The organism is Moraxella lacunata (genome assembly GCF_900453205.1).
GTDB classification, from domain to species: domain Bacteria; phylum Pseudomonadota; class Gammaproteobacteria; order Pseudomonadales; family Moraxellaceae; genus Moraxella; species Moraxella lacunata_B.
Genome location: NZ_UGQU01000001.1, coordinates 544,825 through 565,090, shown reverse-complemented (window position 1 = coordinate 565,090; position 20,266 = coordinate 544,825). Strand labels below are relative to the sequence as shown.

The 20,266-nt window shown below is 45.9% G+C and carries 17 protein-coding genes; 3 read left to right on the top strand and 14 right to left on the bottom strand.

The window, feature by feature from the left end; all coding sequences use genetic code 11:
* Positions 1-10 precede the first annotated feature (10 nt).
* From purD to tsaB, 5 genes are all read right to left on the bottom strand, one after another.
* Positions 11-1,282, bottom strand: a complete 1,272-nt coding sequence (gene purD, locus DX073_RS02735; RefSeq protein WP_115005291.1) for a phosphoribosylamine--glycine ligase — start codon at positions 1,280-1,282, stop codon at positions 11-13.
* Positions 1,283-1,502: 220 nt separating this feature from the next.
* Positions 1,503-1,751: a hypothetical protein gene (locus tag DX073_RS02730; protein ID WP_115005289.1), complete on the bottom strand. Its 249-nt coding sequence runs from the start codon at positions 1,749-1,751 to the stop codon at positions 1,503-1,505.
* A 7-nt stretch (positions 1,752-1,758) separates the two neighbouring features.
* Entirely contained in the window at positions 1,759-2,562 is an 804-nt protein-coding gene (locus DX073_RS02725) for a class I SAM-dependent methyltransferase (protein WP_181814353.1), read from the bottom strand.
* Positions 2,563-2,634: 72 nt separating this feature from the next.
* Complete coding sequence (locus DX073_RS02720; RefSeq protein WP_115005284.1) at positions 2,635-3,477, bottom strand: undecaprenyl-diphosphate phosphatase; 843 nt, start codon at positions 3,475-3,477, stop codon at positions 2,635-2,637.
* A 353-nt stretch (positions 3,478-3,830) separates the two neighbouring features.
* Positions 3,831-4,517, bottom strand: a complete 687-nt coding sequence (gene tsaB / locus DX073_RS02715) for a tRNA (adenosine(37)-N6)-threonylcarbamoyltransferase complex dimerization subunit type 1 TsaB (protein ID WP_115005281.1) — start codon at positions 4,515-4,517, stop codon at positions 3,831-3,833.
* A 397-nt stretch (positions 4,518-4,914) separates the two neighbouring features.
* Here tsaB and DX073_RS02710 point away from each other — a divergent pair, with 397 nt between their 5' ends.
* Complete coding sequence (locus tag DX073_RS02710) at positions 4,915-5,730, top strand: oxygen-binding di-iron domain-containing protein (RefSeq protein ID WP_115005279.1); 816 nt, start codon at positions 4,915-4,917, stop codon at positions 5,728-5,730.
* A gap of 91 nt (positions 5,731-5,821) precedes the next feature.
* On the opposite strand, the gene DX073_RS02705 is transcribed toward DX073_RS02710, so the two are convergent.
* The 9 genes from DX073_RS02705 to DX073_RS02665 form a co-directional block, all read right to left on the bottom strand.
* A complete protein-coding gene (locus DX073_RS02705) occupies positions 5,822-6,724 on the bottom strand; it encodes an ATP-binding protein (protein ID WP_115005277.1) in 903 nt (300 codons plus the stop codon).
* A 94-nt stretch (positions 6,725-6,818) separates the two neighbouring features.
* Entirely contained in the window at positions 6,819-7,595 is a 777-nt protein-coding gene (locus DX073_RS02700; RefSeq protein ID WP_115005275.1) for an ABC transporter permease, read from the bottom strand.
* A 103-nt stretch (positions 7,596-7,698) separates the two neighbouring features.
* Positions 7,699-8,370 carry an ABC transporter ATP-binding protein gene (locus tag DX073_RS02695; protein ID WP_115005273.1) on the bottom strand — a complete coding sequence of 224 codons (672 nt, stop codon included), beginning with the start codon at positions 8,368-8,370 and terminating at the stop codon, positions 7,699-7,701.
* 126 nt (positions 8,371-8,496) lie between these two features.
* Positions 8,497-9,531, bottom strand: coding sequence for a polyphosphate kinase 2 (ppk2, locus tag DX073_RS02690; protein ID WP_115005271.1), 1,035 nt, complete (start codon positions 9,529-9,531; stop codon positions 8,497-8,499).
* 258 nt (positions 9,532-9,789) lie between these two features.
* Positions 9,790-13,719, bottom strand: a complete 3,930-nt coding sequence (locus DX073_RS02685; RefSeq protein WP_115005269.1) for an AAA family ATPase — start codon at positions 13,717-13,719, stop codon at positions 9,790-9,792.
* 112 nt (positions 13,720-13,831) lie between these two features.
* A complete protein-coding gene (locus tag DX073_RS02680) occupies positions 13,832-15,184 on the bottom strand; it encodes an exonuclease SbcCD subunit D C-terminal domain-containing protein (protein ID WP_115005267.1) in 1,353 nt (450 codons plus the stop codon).
* Between the two features lie 119 nt (positions 15,185-15,303).
* Complete coding sequence (locus DX073_RS02675; RefSeq protein ID WP_051226110.1) at positions 15,304-15,633, bottom strand: YbeD family protein; 330 nt, start codon at positions 15,631-15,633, stop codon at positions 15,304-15,306.
* 104 nt (positions 15,634-15,737) lie between these two features.
* Positions 15,738-17,597: an RNA polymerase sigma factor RpoD gene (rpoD, locus tag DX073_RS02670; RefSeq protein ID WP_115005265.1), complete on the bottom strand. Its 1,860-nt coding sequence runs from the start codon at positions 17,595-17,597 to the stop codon at positions 15,738-15,740.
* Positions 17,598-17,777: 180 nt separating this feature from the next.
* On the bottom strand, positions 17,778-19,064 hold the full coding sequence (locus DX073_RS02665; RefSeq protein ID WP_115005263.1) for an FAD-dependent monooxygenase: 1,287 nt from the start codon (positions 19,062-19,064) through the stop codon (positions 17,778-17,780).
* A 114-nt stretch (positions 19,065-19,178) separates the two neighbouring features.
* On the opposite strand from DX073_RS02665, the gene DX073_RS02660 reads away from it, so the two are divergent.
* Complete coding sequence (locus DX073_RS02660; protein WP_115005261.1) at positions 19,179-19,511, top strand: YbaB/EbfC family nucleoid-associated protein; 333 nt, start codon at positions 19,179-19,181, stop codon at positions 19,509-19,511.
* Positions 19,511-20,104, top strand: coding sequence for a recombination mediator RecR (gene recR / locus DX073_RS02655; RefSeq protein WP_115005259.1), 594 nt, complete (start codon positions 19,511-19,513; stop codon positions 20,102-20,104). Before DX073_RS02660 ends, recR begins: the two co-directional genes overlap by 1 nt.
* The last annotated feature ends 162 nt before the right edge of the window (positions 20,105-20,266 follow it).

Genomic DNA, 20,266 nt, shown 5'->3' with positions numbered 1-20,266 from the left:
AAGATAAAAACTAACGCCCAATCGCACGCCAGCCAATATCACGGCGGTACTGTATACCGTCAAAGGCAATCGTACCACAGCTTGCCAACGCACGAGCTTGGGCATCCGCCACGCTTGCTCCAAGTGCGGTAACGCACAGCACTCGTCCACCATTGGTTAGGATTTGTCCGTTCTCTGCCTTTGTGCCTGCGTGGAATACTTTTAGGTCGTCCTGCACATCTGGCAAACCTGTAATCACATCGCCTGATGATGAACTCTCTGGATAGCCACGACTGGCAAGGACAATGCCTAACGCCACTTCGTCCGTCCATTCTGCACTGACGGGCAATTTGCCGTCTAGTCCTGCCAAAATCAGCTCAACCAAAGACGACTTTAATCGCATCATAATCGGCTGAGTCTCAGGGTCGCCAAATCGGCAATTAAACTCAATCACATAAGGGTCGCCTGCGTCATTTATCATTAAGCCTGCGTACAAAAAGCCTTTATAAGGCGTGCCATTTGCCCTCATCTCGTCCACGACAGGGCGGATCACACGCTCAATAACCTTATCATGTACGTCCGCTGTTACCACAGGGGCAGGGCTGTACGCTCCCATACCGCCTGTATTTGCCCCTTTATCGCCTTCAAAAATGCGTTTGTGGTCTTGACTGGTTGCCATCGGCAAGATGTTATCGCCATCAATCATGCAAATAAAGGACGCTTCTTCGCCTGCCAAAAACTCTTCGATGACAACACGGCTCCCTGCTTGACCAAATTTATTGCCTGATAGCATATCATCAATGGCACCAAAGGCTTCGCTCTCGTCCATTGCCACAATCACGCCCTTACCTGCCGCCAAGCCGTCTGCCTTGATGACAATGGGCGTACCCTTAGAGCGGACAAAGTCTTTTGCTGTCTCCACATCGGTAAAGACTTCATAAAAGGCGGTGGGAATGCCGACTTTTTTCATAAAATCTTTGGCAAACGCCTTGGAGCCTTCTAGCTGTGAGCAGTATTGTGAACAGCCCCACGCACGCACGCCAGCACGCTCTAAATCGTCCACAATGCCCGCCACAAGCGGAGCTTCCGCCCCCACAAGCACAAAGGTGATGTCATGAGTCTGACAAAACTCAATCACGGCAGGGTGGTCGGTAATGTCCAAATCCACGTTTTGGAGTTTGGGTTCGCTTGCCGTGCCTGCATTGCCACGAGCGACATAGACCGTCTGTACTCTGTCATCTTTGGCACATGCCCACGCTAAGGCGTGCTCACGTCCGCCTGTACCTGTAACTAAAATTTTCATAGCAGTCCTTATGGGTTGGGGTAAATGCCCCCTATTGTAGCAAATTTTACCCAAAAAATCTTGGGGGTTTTTGGCTGTTTTATGAATTTTCTTTTGACTTGCGATCAAGAAAACATGCCATAAGCTTTCAAATTACTACAAATTTATCATACATAAATACAGGGATGTATGCTTTATAAACTCTAAAATTGCCACAAGTGGAAAATATCCCATCTAAAATCTAACTCTTGTCTTGATGGGCAAGTTGACTAATCTCCACCGCTTGCAATAACCCCAACTCATCAAATTCTTGGCGTAATTGTTTTATCGCTTGGGTTTGGTCTTTGGTTTGGGCAATGATTTCACGATAGCGATTGACGTATTTGGTTTTATCTACCGCTTGCCAAAGTTTTTGATATTTGCGTTTTTGAAAAATATCATTCACAAAGCTAAGTAATAATAACCCAAGTAGAATATATTCTATTTTCATAAATCACCTAATATCTATCAAACCGTATTGCATCATTTGCCACGCTTTGCAATGGCGTTTTATTTGCCAAATGGGGGGCGGATAAGGGGCGTTTGATGATGATTTTGCCATTGTCTTTTAATTGAGCATGGGCACTATCCAAAAATCGTTTTTCATCATCATCGCTTGGCGGATTTGCCAAATCATGTAATACTTGCATGGTTTTGCCCACTTTGGCAGAATAACTGTCAGACGGAAACATGGGGTCAAGATAAATCATATCCGCCTTTGGTAAGGTCGCCATAAAATCAGTATTCAAAAAATTACCATGATAAATCGTAATTCGGCTTAATAATTTTTGCCAATTTGGATTGGCATTCATCATTTGATGTTCAAATAATAGTAGCATTGCCACGATAGGATGTTGTTCTATCATGATTACATTTGCCCCTGTGCTTGCCAATATCAATCCGTCCTGCCCAAAGCCTGCCGTACCGTCTATCACGCTCATGTCGGACGTTAATTTACTTGCTTGCAATATCAGCTCGGACTTTCGCCCTGCGGTTACGATACGTTTGGTTAGGGCTTGCCAATTTAATGATGATTTTATAATGGCATTGTTGTCAATTTTAATTAAGGTTGGGGTATTTTTTATAATAGCAATTAAAGGCGTATTGATATTATCATTGGCAAATGATGAGATAAATTTATCACTTAATTTTGATAAAGCATGAAAAGATAACTTTAAAGACAAATTGTGGGTTTTATTAATAACGTCCAATGTATCAAATAATGCTTTGTCTTGTTCGGTGCCAATGATGTTAATATTCAAAATGTTGCCTTTTAATTTGTCATTTAAATATAGGGCGAATTGCAATTCGCCCCTACAAAATCACCTAAATAATTACCCTTGAATTTGATAACCAAACACAAAATACGCCAATAACACAATCACGCCTGTGATAATCCGCAAATAGGCAAAAATCATAAAGTCTTTTTTGGATACCCATGCTACCAAAAGGCGAATACATAGCAGGGCAACAACAAAAGACACCGCTGTTCCCACGCCCAAAATCGCCCAATCTTCTCCTGTTTGTAGCACGTCTTTTTTCTCAATAAGCTCCAAAAGTCCTGCCCCGACAATGACAGGAATGCCCAAAAAGAACGAAAATTCGGTGGCGGATTTGCGAGATGCCCCAAACCACAACGCCCCGATAATGGTCGCCCCAGAGCGACTGGTACCAGGGATTAGGGCAAGGCATTGAGCCAGTCCGATTTTTAACGCCATTTTAAAGTCAATATGTTCGGCTTCTTGTGCCTTAATGGGGCGTGGGTGTTTTTCTACATAGATGATGAGGAGTGCCCCAATAATAAGCATGGTCGCCACGACAAGCGGATGAAAAAGCGTGCCTGTGATAAAGTCTTTTAGGGTAAAGCCGACAACCATGACAGGAATGGTGGCGATAATGAGCGAGATACCCAGTCCACGGGGGTTGGTCATGCCGTCCGCCTTGCCTGTCAGTAGCCCCATAAATGCCGTCCACAACCTGCCCCAATAGTCATAAATGACCGCCAAAATCGCCCCAAGCTGAACAAAAATAATGAACAAATCTCGCTTGTCTTTGTCCCAAAAATTCATGATGTCTGCCGACAAAATCATATAGCCTGTGCTAGAAATCGGCAAAAACTCGGTAATGCCTTCGACAATGCCCATGATAACGGCTTTGATAAATAATAAAATATCCAAAATATGACTCTTTATTTAAATTTACCAATATTTATTGGCGGTATGGATTGGGGGTTAAATAATTTTTTGGCATTAAATGATTGGGTGAATGTAATTTGCCCTTGCACATCCAAATTTTAAAATATACAGCCAACAAAATTTAATTTTACTACGGAAACCGTTCGCCACAAGCCTGCCTGAGGGTCGGTTTCCGTCATGGTTCGACAGGCTCGCCACGAACAGAAAACCGTGGTACTTTTTCATTTTGTAGAGTGTATCTTTATTGAACAATGCCATTTTAAAAATATAAAATTATTGGCATATAAATGATTGGGTGAATAAACTGCCCCATATTTCATTTTAAAATTGGTTAATTATTTTTTGCCTTGCTCTGCCAATGTTTTCCAAGCGTTATTTCTAAGATAAACGGGTAAGGCGTTTTCTGCCGTTACCGTCTCGCCCTTTAAAAATAGCGGATAGGCAAGCCGTGCGATGTGGCAGGCAGTTGGATTTAGGCGTAATTGTTTGGCATCTGTCGCCACCAAATCCACCCCGTCCCCCACGACAATGTCGGTCTCTACACGCTTGTCATAATCTAATAGACATTCGCTTTGGGCAATGGGCAGAGCGTTTTGCACCACAAAATCCCCTGCATAGACTTGGTTTTGGCGAGCGTCTATCACGGCGGTTATCGTTGTGCCGTTTGCCATGCTCTCTTGTTCACACGCCATAAACGCCAAGGCGTGCAGGCTAGATATGCCGATACACGGTGCGTCATTGGCGACAGATAGGGCTTGGACTAGGGCGGTGTTAATACGAATGCCACTAAACGCCCCCGGCCCACGGTTAAACGCCCATGCCTTGACGTCTTTTATATCCACGCCTGCCGTATGTAATGCCTTGTTAAGCATGGGCAATATAATCTCCGTTTGCCCACGCCCGCCCGCCACGGTCTCGGTGTAGATGATGGTGTCATTTTGCAAAATGGCGATAGAGCATTGCTCAAAAATGGTATCAAAAGCGATGAGAATGTCAGATGGGCTAGGCGATAAGGCGGTCATAGAATATGTGCAGGCAAAATAAAAAACGCTTATCATACCACAAAATACTTGTAAATTTTAGGGTTTTAAAAGCGGTTTGGGTTGTTGATAACATTATTTACAATGGAGTAATAATTAAGAAAATTTATTTTGTTGGATTAAGTGGTTTTTATGACAAATAAATTTAATAAAAACTTTTGGTAATTTTAATCAAATCAGCGTATAATGCTCAAAACCCATAAAAATTTTATGGTGTTCATTTTGACTTGTGTAGGGCGTGCCTGCCGTTGGTATTTGCAATGAAAAACAAGATTTAACCATTTTTCATGCAAAAATTGATTTAAAATGTTAAATTTTTACCTTAATTTTATAAAAATGTTATCAATGGTGGGTACGCCCTAGTATTTAGGAAATTATTATGAAATCTTATGTTCTGTATGATGACGGTCATCACAAATGTATCGCATTTAGCATGCCCGAAGAAGATGAAAGCGTACCATCTAACCAGTTTTTAATCATTGATGGTGAAGAAGCGGCAATCATTGACCCAGGTGGGGATTTGACCTTTACGCCACTGACCTTGCAAATCACCAAACACACCAGCATGGAGAGTATTAAGTATGTCATTGGTTCGCACCAAGACCCTGACATTTTGGCATCCATGCCCCGTTGGCTCATCCATTTGCAAAATACCAAACTGCTTATCCCGATGTTATGGGAGCGGTTTTTGCCCCATTATAATTCTGCCTTTACCAAAGGGCGATTGCACCACGGTCTGTCGGAGCGACTCGAAGGCATTCCTGATGCAGGTGGCGTGTATGCACTGGGCAATACTAAAATCATGGCAATCCCTGCTCACTTTTTGCATTCGGTGGGCAACATTCAGTTTTATGACCCTGTCAGTCAGATTCTGTTCTCGGGCGACATGGGGGCATCATTGGTGGGGCATTCTGGCATCAAGGTGGAGAATTTTCAAGCTCACATCAACAGCATGTCAGGTTTTCATAAACGCTATATGGCAAGTAATAAAGCCTGCCGTCTGTGGGCGGACAGCGTACGCCAGCTGCCCGTGGACATGATGGTGCCACAGCATGGCAAAAGACTAGAAGGGCGTACCATCTTTGATGAGTTCTTAGATTGGATTAGTGGGTTATCTTGCGGTGTTGATTTGATTGATGAGAGTACTTATGACATCAATGAGTTAATGGCGTTGGCTAAGGTTGTTCGGATATGATGAGTTAAAAAGGCGTGATGATACGCCTTTTTATTTTGGTTTTTTTGGCAGGCATTATAATTTACCCCATTTTTAACATCCACCCAAGATATTATTTATGGGTAACACCATCCACAGAGCCACGCTCTAACAGCCTTGACCCTATCCAGTGCCGACTAAACTGATATGCCACCCGTCCTGAGCGACCGCCTCGAGTGCTTGCCCATTTTAGGGCTTCGCTGCGCACTATCTCATCAAATGCCATGTCCGCCCGTGCCAAATAATACGCCACGATGTCCAAATACGTCTCTTGATTCATGGGCGAGAACGATATCCACAGCCCAAAGCGGTCTGAGAGCGAGACGGTCTCATCAATGGTCTCATAGGGATTGACTTCATCGGTTTGACCATTATAAATGCTGACGTTGTCCTTCATGAGCTGTGGCAACAGATGACGGCGGTTACTGGTGGCATAGATGAGCAGACGGTCTTGTTCGCTGTCTAACGCCCCATCCAGCACGCTTTTTAGGGTGCGGTAATTTTCATCATACCCATTAAATGCCAAATCATCACAGTAGATGATATAACGGCAGTAGCTGTCGCTTGCCTTGATGGCGTGGCGGATTTTATCAAGCATTTGCAAATCATCTCGGGCAACTTCTATCACTCGCAGACCGTCTTGATGATGGGCGTGAAGTAAGGCACGTACAAGGCTTGATTTGCCTGCCCCACGAGTACCAGTCATGAGAACGTGGTTGGCAGGCAAGTTTGCCAAAAATTGGCGGGTATTTTGAATGATTTTGTCTTTTTGGGTGTCAATGCCGTGCAAATCATCCAAAGTGATGCCAAGGTGGACATCAATAGGAGCGAGTGTGCCACGCTGACCGCCAACCCAGCGATAGGCGAGAATATCAGGGTCTAGATGGATGGATTGGGTGGTGCGTTCGCTTAAAAATTGATTGGCTTTTTGCAAAAAACTTGTGCCAAGGGTCAGTAGTTCATTAGGTAGATTCATGTCAGATGTGTGATAAAAGTCTTAATTTAACATAAAACACCCAAAAATAAAACCACCTTGCTTGGTGGTTTTGGTGATAATAATCTTATGTAAGCTACCCTGTGATTACAAACCGCCCACGCTCATCAAAAAACCGCCGAACCACCAGCACCGCCGACAGCGTACACGCCAGCGTACTGCCCGCACAGATAAAAAACATGGTAACAATCTGATAGCGTACCGCCTGTGTGGGGTCAGCCCCTGCCAGTATTTGCCCTGTCATCATGCCTGGTAGGCTCACCAGTCCGACCACGAGCATGGAGTTTACGGTTGGGGTTAGGCCATTTAGCACCGCCGATTTGACAAGCTCATGCACCGCTTCAAAGGGGGTAGCCGACAGCGATAGGCGAGATTTGATAAGGGCTTGCTTGTCGTGCATGGCGTTTACAAGTTCGTTGGTCGTCAAGGATATGGCGGTCAGAGAATTGCCCAAAATCAGCCCCAAAATCGGTATGATGTACTGGGGGCGATACCAAGGCGACACCTTTAAAATGAGCGTCATGGCAATCAGCGTAACCACACCCGTGGCAATCGACAGCGAGATGATACTATCAGACAGTAAGCCCTTGTAGGGGCGTTTGACCCGACCTTTTGCCGAGACACTGGCGATGAGTGTCATTATGGTTAAAATCGCAAGCACCTGCCATGCACTCTCACGAGCAAACACCCACGCCAAAATCAGCCCAATCATGGACAACTGCACGACCGTCCGCACCCCTGCCATGATGAGTGTGCTTGTCAAGCCAAGTCGCAGGTATGTCGACACGCCTATCGTGATAAGTAGTAAGGTGCTGGCTAAGGCGATGTCGGTTAGGGTGAGTGTGATTGCCATAATGAACAAGTTATTGATTTAAATTGATATTTTATGGTGTTTAGGTGTAGGGGTGAATTGCAATTCGCCCTATGTGGGTTTAAAAATCTTTTTATTGTTAATATCATATCGTCAAAACACCATTATCCATACGCCACAAATCCGCCTCCAACGCCTGTTGTTCGCTTGGCGTGTGCGTAACCCAAATCAAGGCTTTGGTATCATCATGCCAATCTAGCACGAGCCTCATGAGCAAATGTGCCGTTTCATCATCAAGGGCGGACGTGGTTTCATCAAATAGGGCAATCGTTGGGTTAAATTGCAACGTCCGCAAAAAACTCACGATTTGGCGTTCGCCCCCTGATAGCTCGTGGATTGATTGGTTGATAAAATTGTCATGTTTGCCAAGTGTGGCAAGTTTTTGTAAATGCCAACTTTTATCAATTTTTTTGTTTTGGTGGTATTTAAAACCAAAGGGGGCGGTTAGATTGTCAAGCACCGTGCCGTCCGATAGGCTAGGCGTTTGATGAAATAGGGCAACGGCAGAGCGGTAATAGAGTGGAGGGATTTGGCTAAGGGGTGTTAGTTTCCCATTTTTATTTAACATAATCCTATTAGTAATAGCACTATCCAAAGCCAACAAATCGGCTAGGGCTTGTAATAACACCGATTTACCAGAGCCAGAGCGACCGACCAGAGCGACTTTTTGCCCATGATGTAAGGCAAAAGACACGTTGTCAAGCAAGGTACGGTCTGGGGTGTGGTAGGATAGAGCGGTGGCGGTGAGTAGGGGCATGGTGCAGTGTGTTTGGGGTAGGATTTTATGATATTAGATTTGCCGATGGCATCACCCAAAAACCGCCTGCCCCTGATGGATGGATTGATAAGTCTGATAAGTGGGGCAGATGGCTTGGTGTGGAGCTTATTTTTTGGTGGGTCGCTTGCTTACATCCTTATGCTCGTCAGTCTCGTACAACGCCCCTGCACGCCCCACGATGAGCGGGTCAATGTTGCCAATCTGTGAGTCGTCCTTGTCGGCATAGTCCAGCTTGTTTAGGACATAACGCATGGCGTTGAGTCTGGCACGCTTTTTACAGTCGGATTTGATGACAATCCATGGCGATTCGCTCGTGTCGGTCTCAAAGAACATCGCTTCTTTGGCGATGGTGTAGTCGTCCCATTTGTCAAGGGACGCTTTGTCCACAGGCGAGAGTTTCCACTGTTTTAGCGGGTCATGCTCACGGCGAGAGAAACGCACTTTTTGCTCTTCACGGCTGACCGAGAACCAAAACTTGATGAGCGTAATGCCCGACTGGGTCAGGTGTTTTTCAAAGGCAGGCACTTGCTCCATAAAGGTGTGATATTCATCATCACTGCAAAAGCCCATGACACGCTCGACCACAGCACGGTTGTACCACGAACGGTCATACAGCACTATCTCGCCTGCGGTGGGTAGGGTCTGCACATAACGCTGAAAATACCATTGCCCACGTTCGGTCTCGGTCGGCTTTTCTAGGGCGACAACCCTAGCACCACGGGGGTTTAGGTGTTCCATAAAGCGTTTGATGGTACCGCCTTTACCAGCGGCGTCACGCCCTTCAAAAAGGATGACAATTTTTTGTCCTGTTTCTTTAACGTGGCGTTGTAGTTTTAGAAGTTCAATTTGTAATTTGTACTTTTGGGCTTCGTAGTTTTTACGGCTCATGCGGTGTTTATAAGGATAACCGCCTTCACGCCAGTTGGGCGCAAGCTCGGTGTCTTTGGATTTGCTGGTGGCAATCTCATTGCCAAGCTGATAGGCGACGTTGGTGGTAGGCAAGTACTCTGCCAAGCGAACCCCAATTTGGGTCAAATCATCAGCACTGGCGTGTTCAACCAACTCTTCTAGGCGAGAGAGAGTGTCAGAGAATTCGTCACGAAATTTGGTAGCGGACTGCTTTTTTGGGGCGGTTGCCATGCGGACTCCTTGATAAAAATGTGGATTTGTTTTATATTAACATAGCGGTAATATTTTGGCAATATAATACGCCCATTTGTTTTTGACTTTTTATGATGGGTTTATTTTAAAAATGGTGATTATCAATTAATCATAATTTTAAAATAGTTCGTTAAGACAAAGGATGAATTTCTTTGAATTAAAATTTTTATCAAAGAAATTTACCTTTACCGATTAATTTTTAAAATAATTAAAATCATTTATCAAATCATACCAAATCTAACTCACGCCCGAACCTAATAACCTGCTTTCGCCATTAGCGATTTTTTTGACGTGGATTTGGGTGGGAATGCGTTCTTTTAATGATTGGACGTGTGAGATAATGCCTATCATCTTGCCTGTGTCTTTTAATGATGATAATACCGATAACGCAATGTCCAATATCTCATCATCTAATGTGCCAAAGCCTTCATCCAAAAACAATGAGTTAATACTGACATTCTCACTGCTCATTTGTGATAAGCCCATTGCCAGTGCCAATGACACAATAAAGCTCTCGCCCCCCGAGAGGTTTTTGGTGCTACGAATCTCACTGCCTTGGGCGGTGTCGATGACATTTATCTCTAATAGGCTTTTGTTGATCTTATCATCGCCATGAGTTAGGACATAGCGACTGTCCATTTTGCTAAGGACATCATTGGCGTGATGGAGCATAAGCTCCAAGGTCAGCCCTTGGACGAAGTTGCGGTATTTAATGCCCTCTTTGGAACCAATGAGCTCATCGAGCTTTGCCCATACGACCAAATCCTGCTGTTTTTGACTGATTAAATTCATCAAAGAGCCGTGCTTTTCTCTGTTGTCCTTGGCATTTATAAATAGCTGTTTTTGCTCACCAAAGGCGGTCAGCTGTTCATAATGACGGCTTTGTAATTGCTCTTTATATTGTTTTAATCCATCCAATGTCATATTTTTCGATTTGTCATTTGTTGTATTGGATTCATGTTGTTTCTCCATGTCTTTTAAAATATCCGCCAAAACTTTATCATCAGGTTTGGCAGTCATGATGTCATCTAGCTTATGCTCCCAATAATTAAGATTATCACGGGCTTGTTTTAAGGCATAATGCAAGTTTTGCTCGGTTTTCTCTAATGCTAAGCGTTCATCATTATCCATGCATGCCGATAAAAATTCATCGGCATCTTTAAAACCTTTGTCTGTTAGCGACTCATTAAACTTATGCTGTAAGTCATCAATGTGCTTATCAAGCGTGGCAATGTGGCTTTGATGATGGCTGATTTTTTCATTTAGGCTTAATAAGGCTTGCTGGGACTTTTGATGGCTCTCTTGGCTGTCATGAAACGCCCGCTCGCTCTTATCTATCGCTTGGCGTAGCATGGCTTCTTTGTCATCGACATTATCTGTGCCAAACAGTGCTTCACGCTCTGATGTGTGGCTGTCGTGGTGCTGGGTTAGGGATATTTTTTCTTGCTCTAATTCATGCAGTTTTTCTTGATGGTCATTTAATTGTTTGGTTTGATTGGTCAGATGAATTTGAATGTGGCTTAGCTCGGATTCTAATTGCTGTTTTTGGGCGTGGTAATTGTCATGGTCTTGGCTGATTTGGGTTAGCTCGCCAATATGCTGATGAATATTTGCTAATAATGATGTGTGGCTGTCATTATTATCGGTTGAAATATCATTAATAACATTATCCATGTTTATATACATGCTTTTTTGATATCGCCCTAATTTGGCAGTGATGGCATGGATAAGCTCATGAATGCTTTGTTCATAATCAGCGATGGCGGATTTGGTGTCTTGTGTTTGTTCTGTGATGATTTCGATGTGATTTTTTAGGGCTTTACCGTCTTGGGTGATGACGTCAAGATTTTGGCGTAAGTTATTTAGCTCTTGGTTTTTTTGGGTAAAAGCGTGCTGTAATGTATGATAGTTATCATAACTGCCAGTTAAATGGGCTAATGCCTGCTGAATGACGTCATTTAATGTATTAATGACTTCTTTTATCTTGGGCGAATTGTCATCTAATGCCATGGGTAATTCATGGTGGACGTTTTTTATTATCTCTTGTGCGATGATGGTTTGATAATCACGGTTTATATTTGTGATGATTTCATTTTTTTGTGCCGTTAATGTTTGTCGTTGCTCGCCATAATACACTTTTGCACTGGTGATATTGGCAAGTGTTTCTTTGTGAGCTTGCAGATTTTCTTTATGTGTTTCTATTTTTTGGGTGGTGTGGGTGATGGCGGTTTTGGTGCCATCATCAATATCATGGATAAAGGGGTTGTTAAGGGCGTACGGGTGCGTTAATGAACCACACAGCGGACAGGGTTCATTATCGGTCAGTTTGGCGTGATGTTCTTTTAGGGCGATGAGCTGTTGTTGGGTGTCATAATGCTGTTGTAGGGCAGTTAGGGTGTTTTGCTCTTGGATGATTTGCTCGTTTAGGGCAGAAATGGCAGACAGGGCGGTTTGCTCTTGCTCGGCATTGTCATGCAGGCGAGTGCTTAGTTCATGAAGTTGTCCATTGAACTGTCTGTGGCTCTCTGCATGTTGGCTAAGGGCATAAGTCAAATGCGACAGCTCTTTGATGTGATGAATCTTATCTTGAAAATGCGTGCCATAATACGCCAATTTGTCATTATCAATATCAGATAACATGAGCGATGTTTGTAACAGCTCGCTGATTTGTCCGATAAGGGCTTGATGGTTATGTTCGATTTGGGCTAACCGCTCTTTTTGGGTTCGCAGTTCATCTCGTTTATCATTGATTTGTTGGGTTTTTTGGTTTAGCTCAGCGGTTTGGGCGTGCAGTTTTTGGGTGTGCTGACGAAGCTGTGCCAAAGCAGTGCTAAGCTCACGTTCATGACCCGACAGCATGCCCACATCTTGCTTGATGTCGGGATAATGTGCCATGTGCTCATGGCGGTCATTGATGGCGTGTAGTGCGGCTTGGTGCTCATCCTGCTGACTGTTTAGTTCTGATATCGCCTGCTTGGCATTAGCTATCATCGTCTGCTCGTTCGTGATGGCGTGGCTGATTTTGTCGATTGCCGATTTGTCCTGAGCGATGATGTTATCTAGCGTTCGCACTTGTTTGAACAGGGGCAGGGCTTGTTCATACTGGGCTTTGTGGGCGGTTAGGGCTCCATGATGGCTGTCCTTTTGTGCTTGTCGGGTTTGCTGTTCTTGTACCAGCTCGGGCAGGGCGTTTTGGAGTTCGGTAAGGGCGGTGTGGGTGTGAGTTAGCGTGTGGTACTCACGCGTGAGTTCTTGGTAGATGGGCGATAGCTCATGAGCCAGATTAGCAAGGCGTAAGCGAATCGCCGACTTGTCAAAGGCTTGGATGTCTGTCTGGGCGGTCACAATGTCCGCTTGGTGCTTGGCGATGTGGGCTTGGGCTTGGGTTTGGTCTTGGTGCCAGCCGATGATAGTATCTAGGTGTTGCAGGCTTGTTTGGGTGTCACGAAGACGGGCGTCATCATCGCTGATACGCCGCTCCAAGGCAGAAAAATGTTCATCATCCATGACATCGATGTCGCCTACTTTTTGCTCTAATTGGTGTAGATCTTCCTTTTTTTGCTTATGCACGTCAAAGGCTTTTTGGCTGATTTTGGCGTAGATGTGCGTGCCAGTGATTTGTTCTAGGATTTCGCCCTTTTCGTTGGCTTCGGCTTTTAAAAAGGCGGAAAAATTGCCTTGGGCAAGCATGACCGAACGGGTAAACTGCTCAAAGTTCATGTGCATGATTTCTATGGCTTTTTTGTCGCACACGCTCGGCTTGGTCTCGATGATAACTCCTTCATCAGATGGGTCGGTCAGTAGGCTGATTTGGCGTTTGATGGGTTGTAATTTGCCGTCGGGCTTTTTGTTTGCTCGCCGTTGTTCAAAGCTGAACCGATAGAGCTTATCGCCTGTACTCTCATTCATGAGTAGCACCACTTCGCTGTGGCAGTCGCCCCTATCCACGCTCATGAGTTCGTTTTGGGTGTTGCTGATGGTGCTAATCCTTGGCGTCTGTCCATAGATGGCAAGGCAGATGGCGTCTAGTATCGTAGTCTTGCCTGCCCCTGTCTGCCCTGTGATGGCAAACAGTCCGTCATTGACAAAGGCGTCATCGGTAAAATCAATGTACCAGTTGCCTTTTAAAGAGTTAAGATTGCTAAATGATAAAGAAAGTATTTTCATGATGTTTTGGATAAATAAATGGCAAAATAAATTGGTAAAATGGCTTTAAAATAAATTGAGTAAAAAATCAGTCGGATAAAAATAAGTAAGATAACAGCCAAGCCATACGCCGTCACTCCGCCTGCACGTCCTGCTCATGAATGGCTTGGATGATGTGCTGATAGGCGACTTTTAGCTCATCTTTTTCATCATCGCTCACCGCTCGCCTGTCCAAAAGTCGCTCAAACACGTCCATGGTTGTGAGCTGTTTTAGGTTCTCGCCATGATGGGTGCTTTGTAGGACGTGCCTGCGTTGGGTGTTGTTTTGGATGTTTAGGGGTAGGACTTTGGTGTCTGTCAAAAAGGCTTTGATGTCTTTGGCAAAATTTGGCTCTAACGCCTGCCCATCATAGATAATCTCAGCATAGATGGTTTGGTTTTCGGCGATTAGGGGGCGTAAGGCGTGCTTAATGCTGTCGGTGTCGCCTTGTAGTCTCACTAGTTTGGTAAAGACGGGTACGGTCAAGGCATGAATGTGGGGTGTGTTCGCTGTGATGGGGTCAAAATCAACAATCAAGACCTGTTTGTCCTTACCAATCTCGCCAAAGCCCATGGCAATGGGCGAACCACAATAGCGAATGCGGTCTTGTCCTGCGACCTTTTGCGGGGCGTGGATGTGTCCTAGGGCGACATAGTTGATGTCATCAGCAAAAATACTGGCAGGCAGTTGCCCGAGTGTGCCGACAAAGGTCTCTTTTCGCATGCCGTCATCATCCGATGACACGCTCGCCCCTGCACTAAACAGATGACCGGTGGCGATGATGGGAATGGGGGGCTGGTTTGGGTTTGCTTGGTATTCATCTTGCAGGGCGATGGCGTGGTCGGCAAGGCTTTGATAATGCTTGGCAATGCCTTGGGCGGTCTCGCTGTCTCGCTGTCCTGTCAGCTCAAAACTACCGCCTGTCCTGACATCTTTGTCACGCAGATAAGGCACGGCAAGGACGATGGCACGCACGATGTCTGAATTGATTTTTGAGTCGTCTTTTGGGTTGTCTTGTGATTTGTCTTTTAAGTCATCTTGTGGTTTGTCTTTTAATAATAGTATTTCATCATGGATGTCGGCGGTGGCTTGTCCGACGACTTGGACGTTCAGTGTTTTTAAAATGGCTTTGGGGGCGTCCAAAAAGGTGGGGCTGTCGTGGTTGCCTGCGGTGATGATGACGTGCTGGCAGGGGCTTTTGGCGACTTTGCCCAAAAATTCATAATAGAGCTCTTGGGCTTTGTTACTGGGGGTGGCGGTGTCAAAGATGTCGCCCGCCACGATGAGTGCGTCCACGTCATGGGTGCTGATGGCGTTGTGTAACCAGTTTAAAAAGGCTTCAAATTCATCATATCGAGTGTGGTTAAACAGGCGTTTGCCGATGTGCCAGTCGGATGTGTGTAAAATGCGTAGGGAGGTTGGGGACTTGAGGGGTATGGTGTGCATGGTGGTTATTTAAATAAGTAAGATAAATAAGTAAACAAGATAAATGGGCTGTGCTGTTTTAAAGTTTATAAAAAAAGACCAACTCTTGCAAGCGGTCTTTGGTAAACGTATGTAAAGCGTCAGACGGCGGTTTTGACCGTTTTGGCTTTGTCAAGAGCGGTGTATAGGCGATTAACTTCATCGGCAGATGTTAGGTGCAGATTGACCCGCAGGGCGTGAAATCGTCCTGTCTTGGATGGGCGGACGACCATGCTGGCGGTGTCAAAATCAGGGAAAATCTCTGCCAAAATAAGCGTGACTTCATGGCGTAGGCTGTCATGCTCGCCTTCATGTCCGATGATACTCATGGGGTAGTCCATGGGGAACTGCCACAGCTCGGGGTTCTGGATTTCGGTGCGTTTGGCGTTCACGGTGGGGGCGATGTTTAGACTCGTAAGTTTGGTGGTCATGATAATATTATGTAGATGAATTTAGGGATAAATGGGGGTGGCGGTCGCTTTTTCAAGCGTAAAAATAACCACACTGTGGTGGTTATTTTGGGTATTTTAAAAAATCAATCACTTTCCAAGAACGAACGCAAATGCTCAGAGCGAGATGGGTGGCGAAGTTTGCGTAGGGCTTTGGCTTCTATCTGACGGATACGCTCACGAGTAACATCGAACTGCTTGCCCACTTCTTCTAAGGTGTGGTCGGACGCCATGTCAATGCCAAACCGCATTTTTAACACTTTGGCTTCACGTTCGGTTAGGTTGTCCAGCACTTCTCGGGTGGCTTCACGCAAGCCTTCGGCAGTGGCACTCTCAACAGGACTTGAAATGGTGCTGTCTTCAATGAAGTCGCCTAGGTGGCTGTCTTCATCATCACCGATGGGGGTTTCCATGGAAATCGGCTCTTTGGCGATTTTTAGGACTTTACGCACTTTGGCTTCATCCATATCTAAGCGTTCGCCCAGCTCTTCTGGCGTCGGCTCTCGCCCCATTTCTTGGAGTAGCTGACGGCTGACACGGTTGATTTTATTAATCGTCTCAATCATGTGTACAGGGATGCGAATGGTGCGTGCTTGGTCAGCGATGGAGCGAGTGATGGCCTGACGAATCCACCATGTGGCATAGGTTGAGAACTTATAACCACGGCGGTATTCAAATTTGTCTACCGCTTTCATAAGACCGATGTTACCTTCTTGGATAAGGTCAAGGAACTGTAAACCACGGTTGGTGTATTTTTTGGCGATGGAGATAACCAGACGTAAGTTGGCCTCGACCATGTCTTTTTTGGCACGACGGGCTTTGGCTTCCCCGATTGCCATTTGGCGTGCCACGGCTTTCATGTCTTTGGTGTTCATTTGTAGGTTTTCTTCGTGTGCCAAGATTTTCTTTTGCAAGGCAACAACATCTGGCATGACCGCTTCTAAGGTGCCAGCAAAGGCAGGTTTGCCATCAATACGGTGAGCCAGCCAGTCGATGTTGGTCTCGTTACTGGGGAAGGTTTTTTTGAACTCATCAAGGGGCATTTTGCCTTTACGAATAACCAAACGCATGATTTGGCGTTCGGTGGTACGCACATCTTCATAGACTTCACGCATGAGTGCCATGATTTGGTCAGATAGGCGGTTGTTAAGTTTTAAGAGCATAAAGCGAGTGGCAAGCTCATCATAGGCGGCTTTGGCTTTTTCGCTGTTACGCCCATGTTTTTCAAGCATTTTTTTGGCATTGTCAAACAGGCTTTGAATTTCATCAAAACGGACTTTGACTTCTTCGGGGTCAAGACTGCTGTCATCGCTGTCAGCGTCCATGCTCATGCCGTTGTCATCATCGTCTTCGTCTTCGGTGTCGCTGTCATCATCGGCTTCACTGATTTTTAGGTCAATCTCTGTGTCGTTCTCTTGGATCTCAAAATCGCTGTCATCTAGGGATAAAAAGCCTGTGACCACATCAGAGATTTTTTTCTCGCCCGTTTGTACTTGTGCGTATTCATCAAGCACAAACTTGACCGTGCCAGGCCAGTATGCCATGATGTACTGCACTTCTCGGGTGCCTTCTTCGATGCGTTTGGCAATGCTAATCTCGCCATCCCGAGAGAGTAAATCCACTGTTCCCATCTCACGCATGTACATACGCACAGGGTCGGTGGTACGCCCCGGTTCGGTCTCAACGCTGGCTAATACCGCTGCCGCTTCATCGGCTGCCATGTCGTCATCACTGCCCGAGTTTGCCAAAATGATGTCGTCTTCATCAGGGGCGACTTCATAAATGGCAATGCCTACGTCTGTCAGCATGGCGATGATGTCTTCTACTTGGTCGCTTTCGGTGACGGATTCGGGCAGTTGGTCGTTAATCTCGGCATAGGTCAGATAGCTTTGCTCTTTGCCAAGCTGAATAAGGGCGGCTAATTGGGAAGTAGAATGTTCGCTCATGGGTTCTCGCTCATGCCTAAAAGTGATTGAAACGGTCAATTATAACACAGTTGGGTGCTAAATGGGGGTTGGGCTTGATTTTTTAAAGGGGGTGCAAAAGGCGTGTGATAAATTTTAAAAATCATGCTTCAATCCTAATTTTAAAATGCATCGTTTTATAAAAGCAGGCACGCCAAACCATCAAGATTTTAACCCCATCGCATAGGTAGCAACCATCGGTTTGATAAAGGGGATTTTGTCAAAGGTAATCAGTCCGACATTGCGAGCGACTTTCATGACAGGGTTGGTGCTGGTAAAACTGCCAACAATGGTGTCGCAGAATTTAATCACTCGCTTTTGGTCGGTTTGGCGGGACTGCTCATAACCCAGCAGGCGGGTCTGGTTGCCAAAGTCGGGGGTGGTCATGCCAAATTTACCGCTTTTGGCGTTTTGTAGATTCTCGCCCAAAAGTTTGGCAAGAGCGTAGGCGTCTCTTAGGCATAGATTAAAGCCTTGACCTGCCACAGGGTGTAGTGTGTGAGCGGCATTGCCCATGAGTACACAGCGACCGACGACCTGCCGATGAGCTAATACTTTGGTCAAAGGGTATGCCCCACGTCTGCCTGCTTGTACAAACTGCCCTGCATCTGTGCCAAAGACTTGTTGCAATGTCGCCAAAAAGTGAGCGTCATCATGCAAGTAGGCGTGTTCATCGCCTTTTGGGCAGATAAAGACGACTGAACGGCGATATTTGCCATCTGCACTGTCGGGTAGGGGTAGCACCGCCAACGGTCCAGCAGGGCTGAATTTTTCAATGGCGACATGCTTGTGTGGCGTGTCTGTCTCAACCACACCAACGATACCCACTTGCCCATAATCATGACTGTCCGCCCCTATGCCGAGCATGTGGCGAGCAGGCGAGTGCTGACCATCGCACGCCACAACCAGTGGGGCGGATAGCTGAATGTTGCCGTTGCCTGTTTTGTCATCTTGGCTGATGGCGGTAACATGAGCCATGTCGTCATCTTGGTTGATGGCGGTCACTTGGGTGTTATCATGCAGGCGGATATAGGGGCTTGCCTTGACCGCTTGGAGCAGTACCCGTCCTAGCCATGCGTTTTCCATGACAAAGCCAAAGCTCTCAACGTTCTCCGCTTGTTTATCAAGTGTCGCCCGCCCAAAGCTACCAAGCTCGCTAATCAGCACCTTGTCAATACGGCAGGCGTGGCTGTCCAACTCATCCCACAGCCCAATCTCATGATAAATCTGTACGCTACGCCTAGACAAAGCGGTGTTGCGACTGTCTAGGTAGGACTGGCGTTCATGGTCTTGGTCGGGGGCGATGGTCGGGTATTTGACCGTCTCCAACAGCGTGCTATAAATGCCTTGATGAGCCAAAAGCAGGGCAAAGGACAGTCCGACATGACCGCCACCGATGACGATGACGTGGTTATGCTCGGGTGGGGTATCGGGGTGTGGGGCTGTCATGACTGTCTCGCTAGATAAATGGATGGTGTATTATATAACAATTTCCCATTAAGTTAAAATTTTGTTATAATGGCTAACCATATTACCCACAATTATTATCCTTTGGAGTTTATGATGAACATTCAAGCACTCATGCAACAAGCCCAAGCCATGCAAAAGCAGGTTGAGCAAAACGTCGAATCCGCCAAAAAAACCCTTGCCCAAAAAGAAGTTCAAGGCGAGGCAGGCAACGGACTGGTAAAAGTGACCATGACAGGTCGCCATGTGGTCAAACGCCTATCTATCGACCCAAGTTTGATGGATGATGAGCCTGACATGATTGAAGATTTGGTGGCTGCCGCCATTAATGATGCGGTACGTCAAGCAGATGAGCTACATGAAGAGATTATGGCGGGGGCGACCACGGGCATGGGTCTGCCTAAGGGCATGCAGGGACTGTTCGGTTAATGCTCACCCCCAAATTTGACCAACTGGTCAAAGCCTTGCAAATCCTACCATCTGTCGGGCAAAAGTCTGCCCAACGCATGGCGATAGAATTACTGTCCAAAAAACGCTCCCAAGGCTTGGCACTTGCCTATGCCTTGGAGATTGCCATGAATGAGATTAAAGAATGTCAAATCTGCCATTCATTTAGCGATGATGACATCTGTCCCATCTGTGCCGATGTCCGCCGTGATGACAGTCAGCTGTGCGTGGTGGAGCGTGCATCCGATGTGGTGGCGATTGAACAAAGTGGGGCGTATCGTGGGCGGTATTTTGTGTTGGGCGGTCATCTGTCGCCCTTGGACGGTATCGGGGCGGATGATTTGCACATGGATGAGCTGGTGGCGTTGGTCAAAAAGTCTGCCATTAGCGAGCTGATTCTTGCCACGGGGGCGACGGTCGAAGGTCAGACCACCGCCTTTTTTATCCATGATGCTCTAAAAGCCCACGTGGATAACATCACTCGCTTAGCCCAAGGCATTCCCATGGGCGGGGAGTTGGGTTATGTCGATAGCCTAACCTTGCACCAAGCCTTACAGAATCGGGCGTTTTTATAGTTGATTTTTTACTATATTGCAAGCAAAACGGTTGGGATTGTCCAACCGTTTTTTAATGCGTGGGTTACTTGAAATAAAAAATATACCCAAAAAATTTAAAAATTACTACAAACGCAATGATGTTTGGATGTAGGGGCGTGCTGAGCGCGCCTTATATGCGAT

Coding starts and splice junctions, on each gene's coding strand:
- purD (WP_115005291.1), bottom strand. CDS start 1,282: ATGAAAATTTTAGTTACAGGTACAGGCGGACGTGAGCACGCCTTAGCG.
- DX073_RS02730 (WP_115005289.1), bottom strand. CDS start 1,751: ATGAAAATAGAATATATTCTACTTGGGTTATTATTACTTAGCTTTGTG.
- tsaB (WP_115005281.1), bottom strand. CDS start 4,517: ATGACCGCCTTATCGCCTAGCCCATCTGACATTCTCATCGCTTTTGAT.
- DX073_RS02710 (WP_115005279.1), top strand. CDS start 4,915: ATGAAATCTTATGTTCTGTATGATGACGGTCATCACAAATGTATCGCA.
- DX073_RS02705 (WP_115005277.1), bottom strand. CDS start 6,724: ATGAATCTACCTAATGAACTACTGACCCTTGGCACAAGTTTTTTGCAA.
- DX073_RS02700 (WP_115005275.1), bottom strand. CDS start 7,595: ATGGCAATCACACTCACCCTAACCGACATCGCCTTAGCCAGCACCTTA.
- DX073_RS02695 (WP_115005273.1), bottom strand. CDS start 8,370: ATGCCCCTACTCACCGCCACCGCTCTATCCTACCACACCCCAGACCGT.
- ppk2 (WP_115005271.1), bottom strand. CDS start 9,531: ATGGCAACCGCCCCAAAAAAGCAGTCCGCTACCAAATTTCGTGACGAA.
- DX073_RS02685 (WP_115005269.1), bottom strand. CDS start 13,719: ATGAAAATACTTTCTTTATCATTTAGCAATCTTAACTCTTTAAAAGGC.
- DX073_RS02680 (WP_115005267.1), bottom strand. CDS start 15,184: ATGCACACCATACCCCTCAAGTCCCCAACCTCCCTACGCATTTTACAC.
- DX073_RS02675 (WP_051226110.1), bottom strand. CDS start 15,633: ATGACCACCAAACTTACGAGTCTAAACATCGCCCCCACCGTGAACGCC.
- rpoD (WP_115005265.1), bottom strand. CDS start 17,597: ATGAGCGAACATTCTACTTCCCAATTAGCCGCCCTTATTCAGCTTGGC.
- DX073_RS02665 (WP_115005263.1), bottom strand. CDS start 19,064: ATGACAGCCCCACACCCCGATACCCCACCCGAGCATAACCACGTCATC.
- DX073_RS02660 (WP_115005261.1), top strand. CDS start 19,179: ATGAACATTCAAGCACTCATGCAACAAGCCCAAGCCATGCAAAAGCAG.
- recR (WP_115005259.1), top strand. CDS start 19,511: ATGCTCACCCCCAAATTTGACCAACTGGTCAAAGCCTTGCAAATCCTA.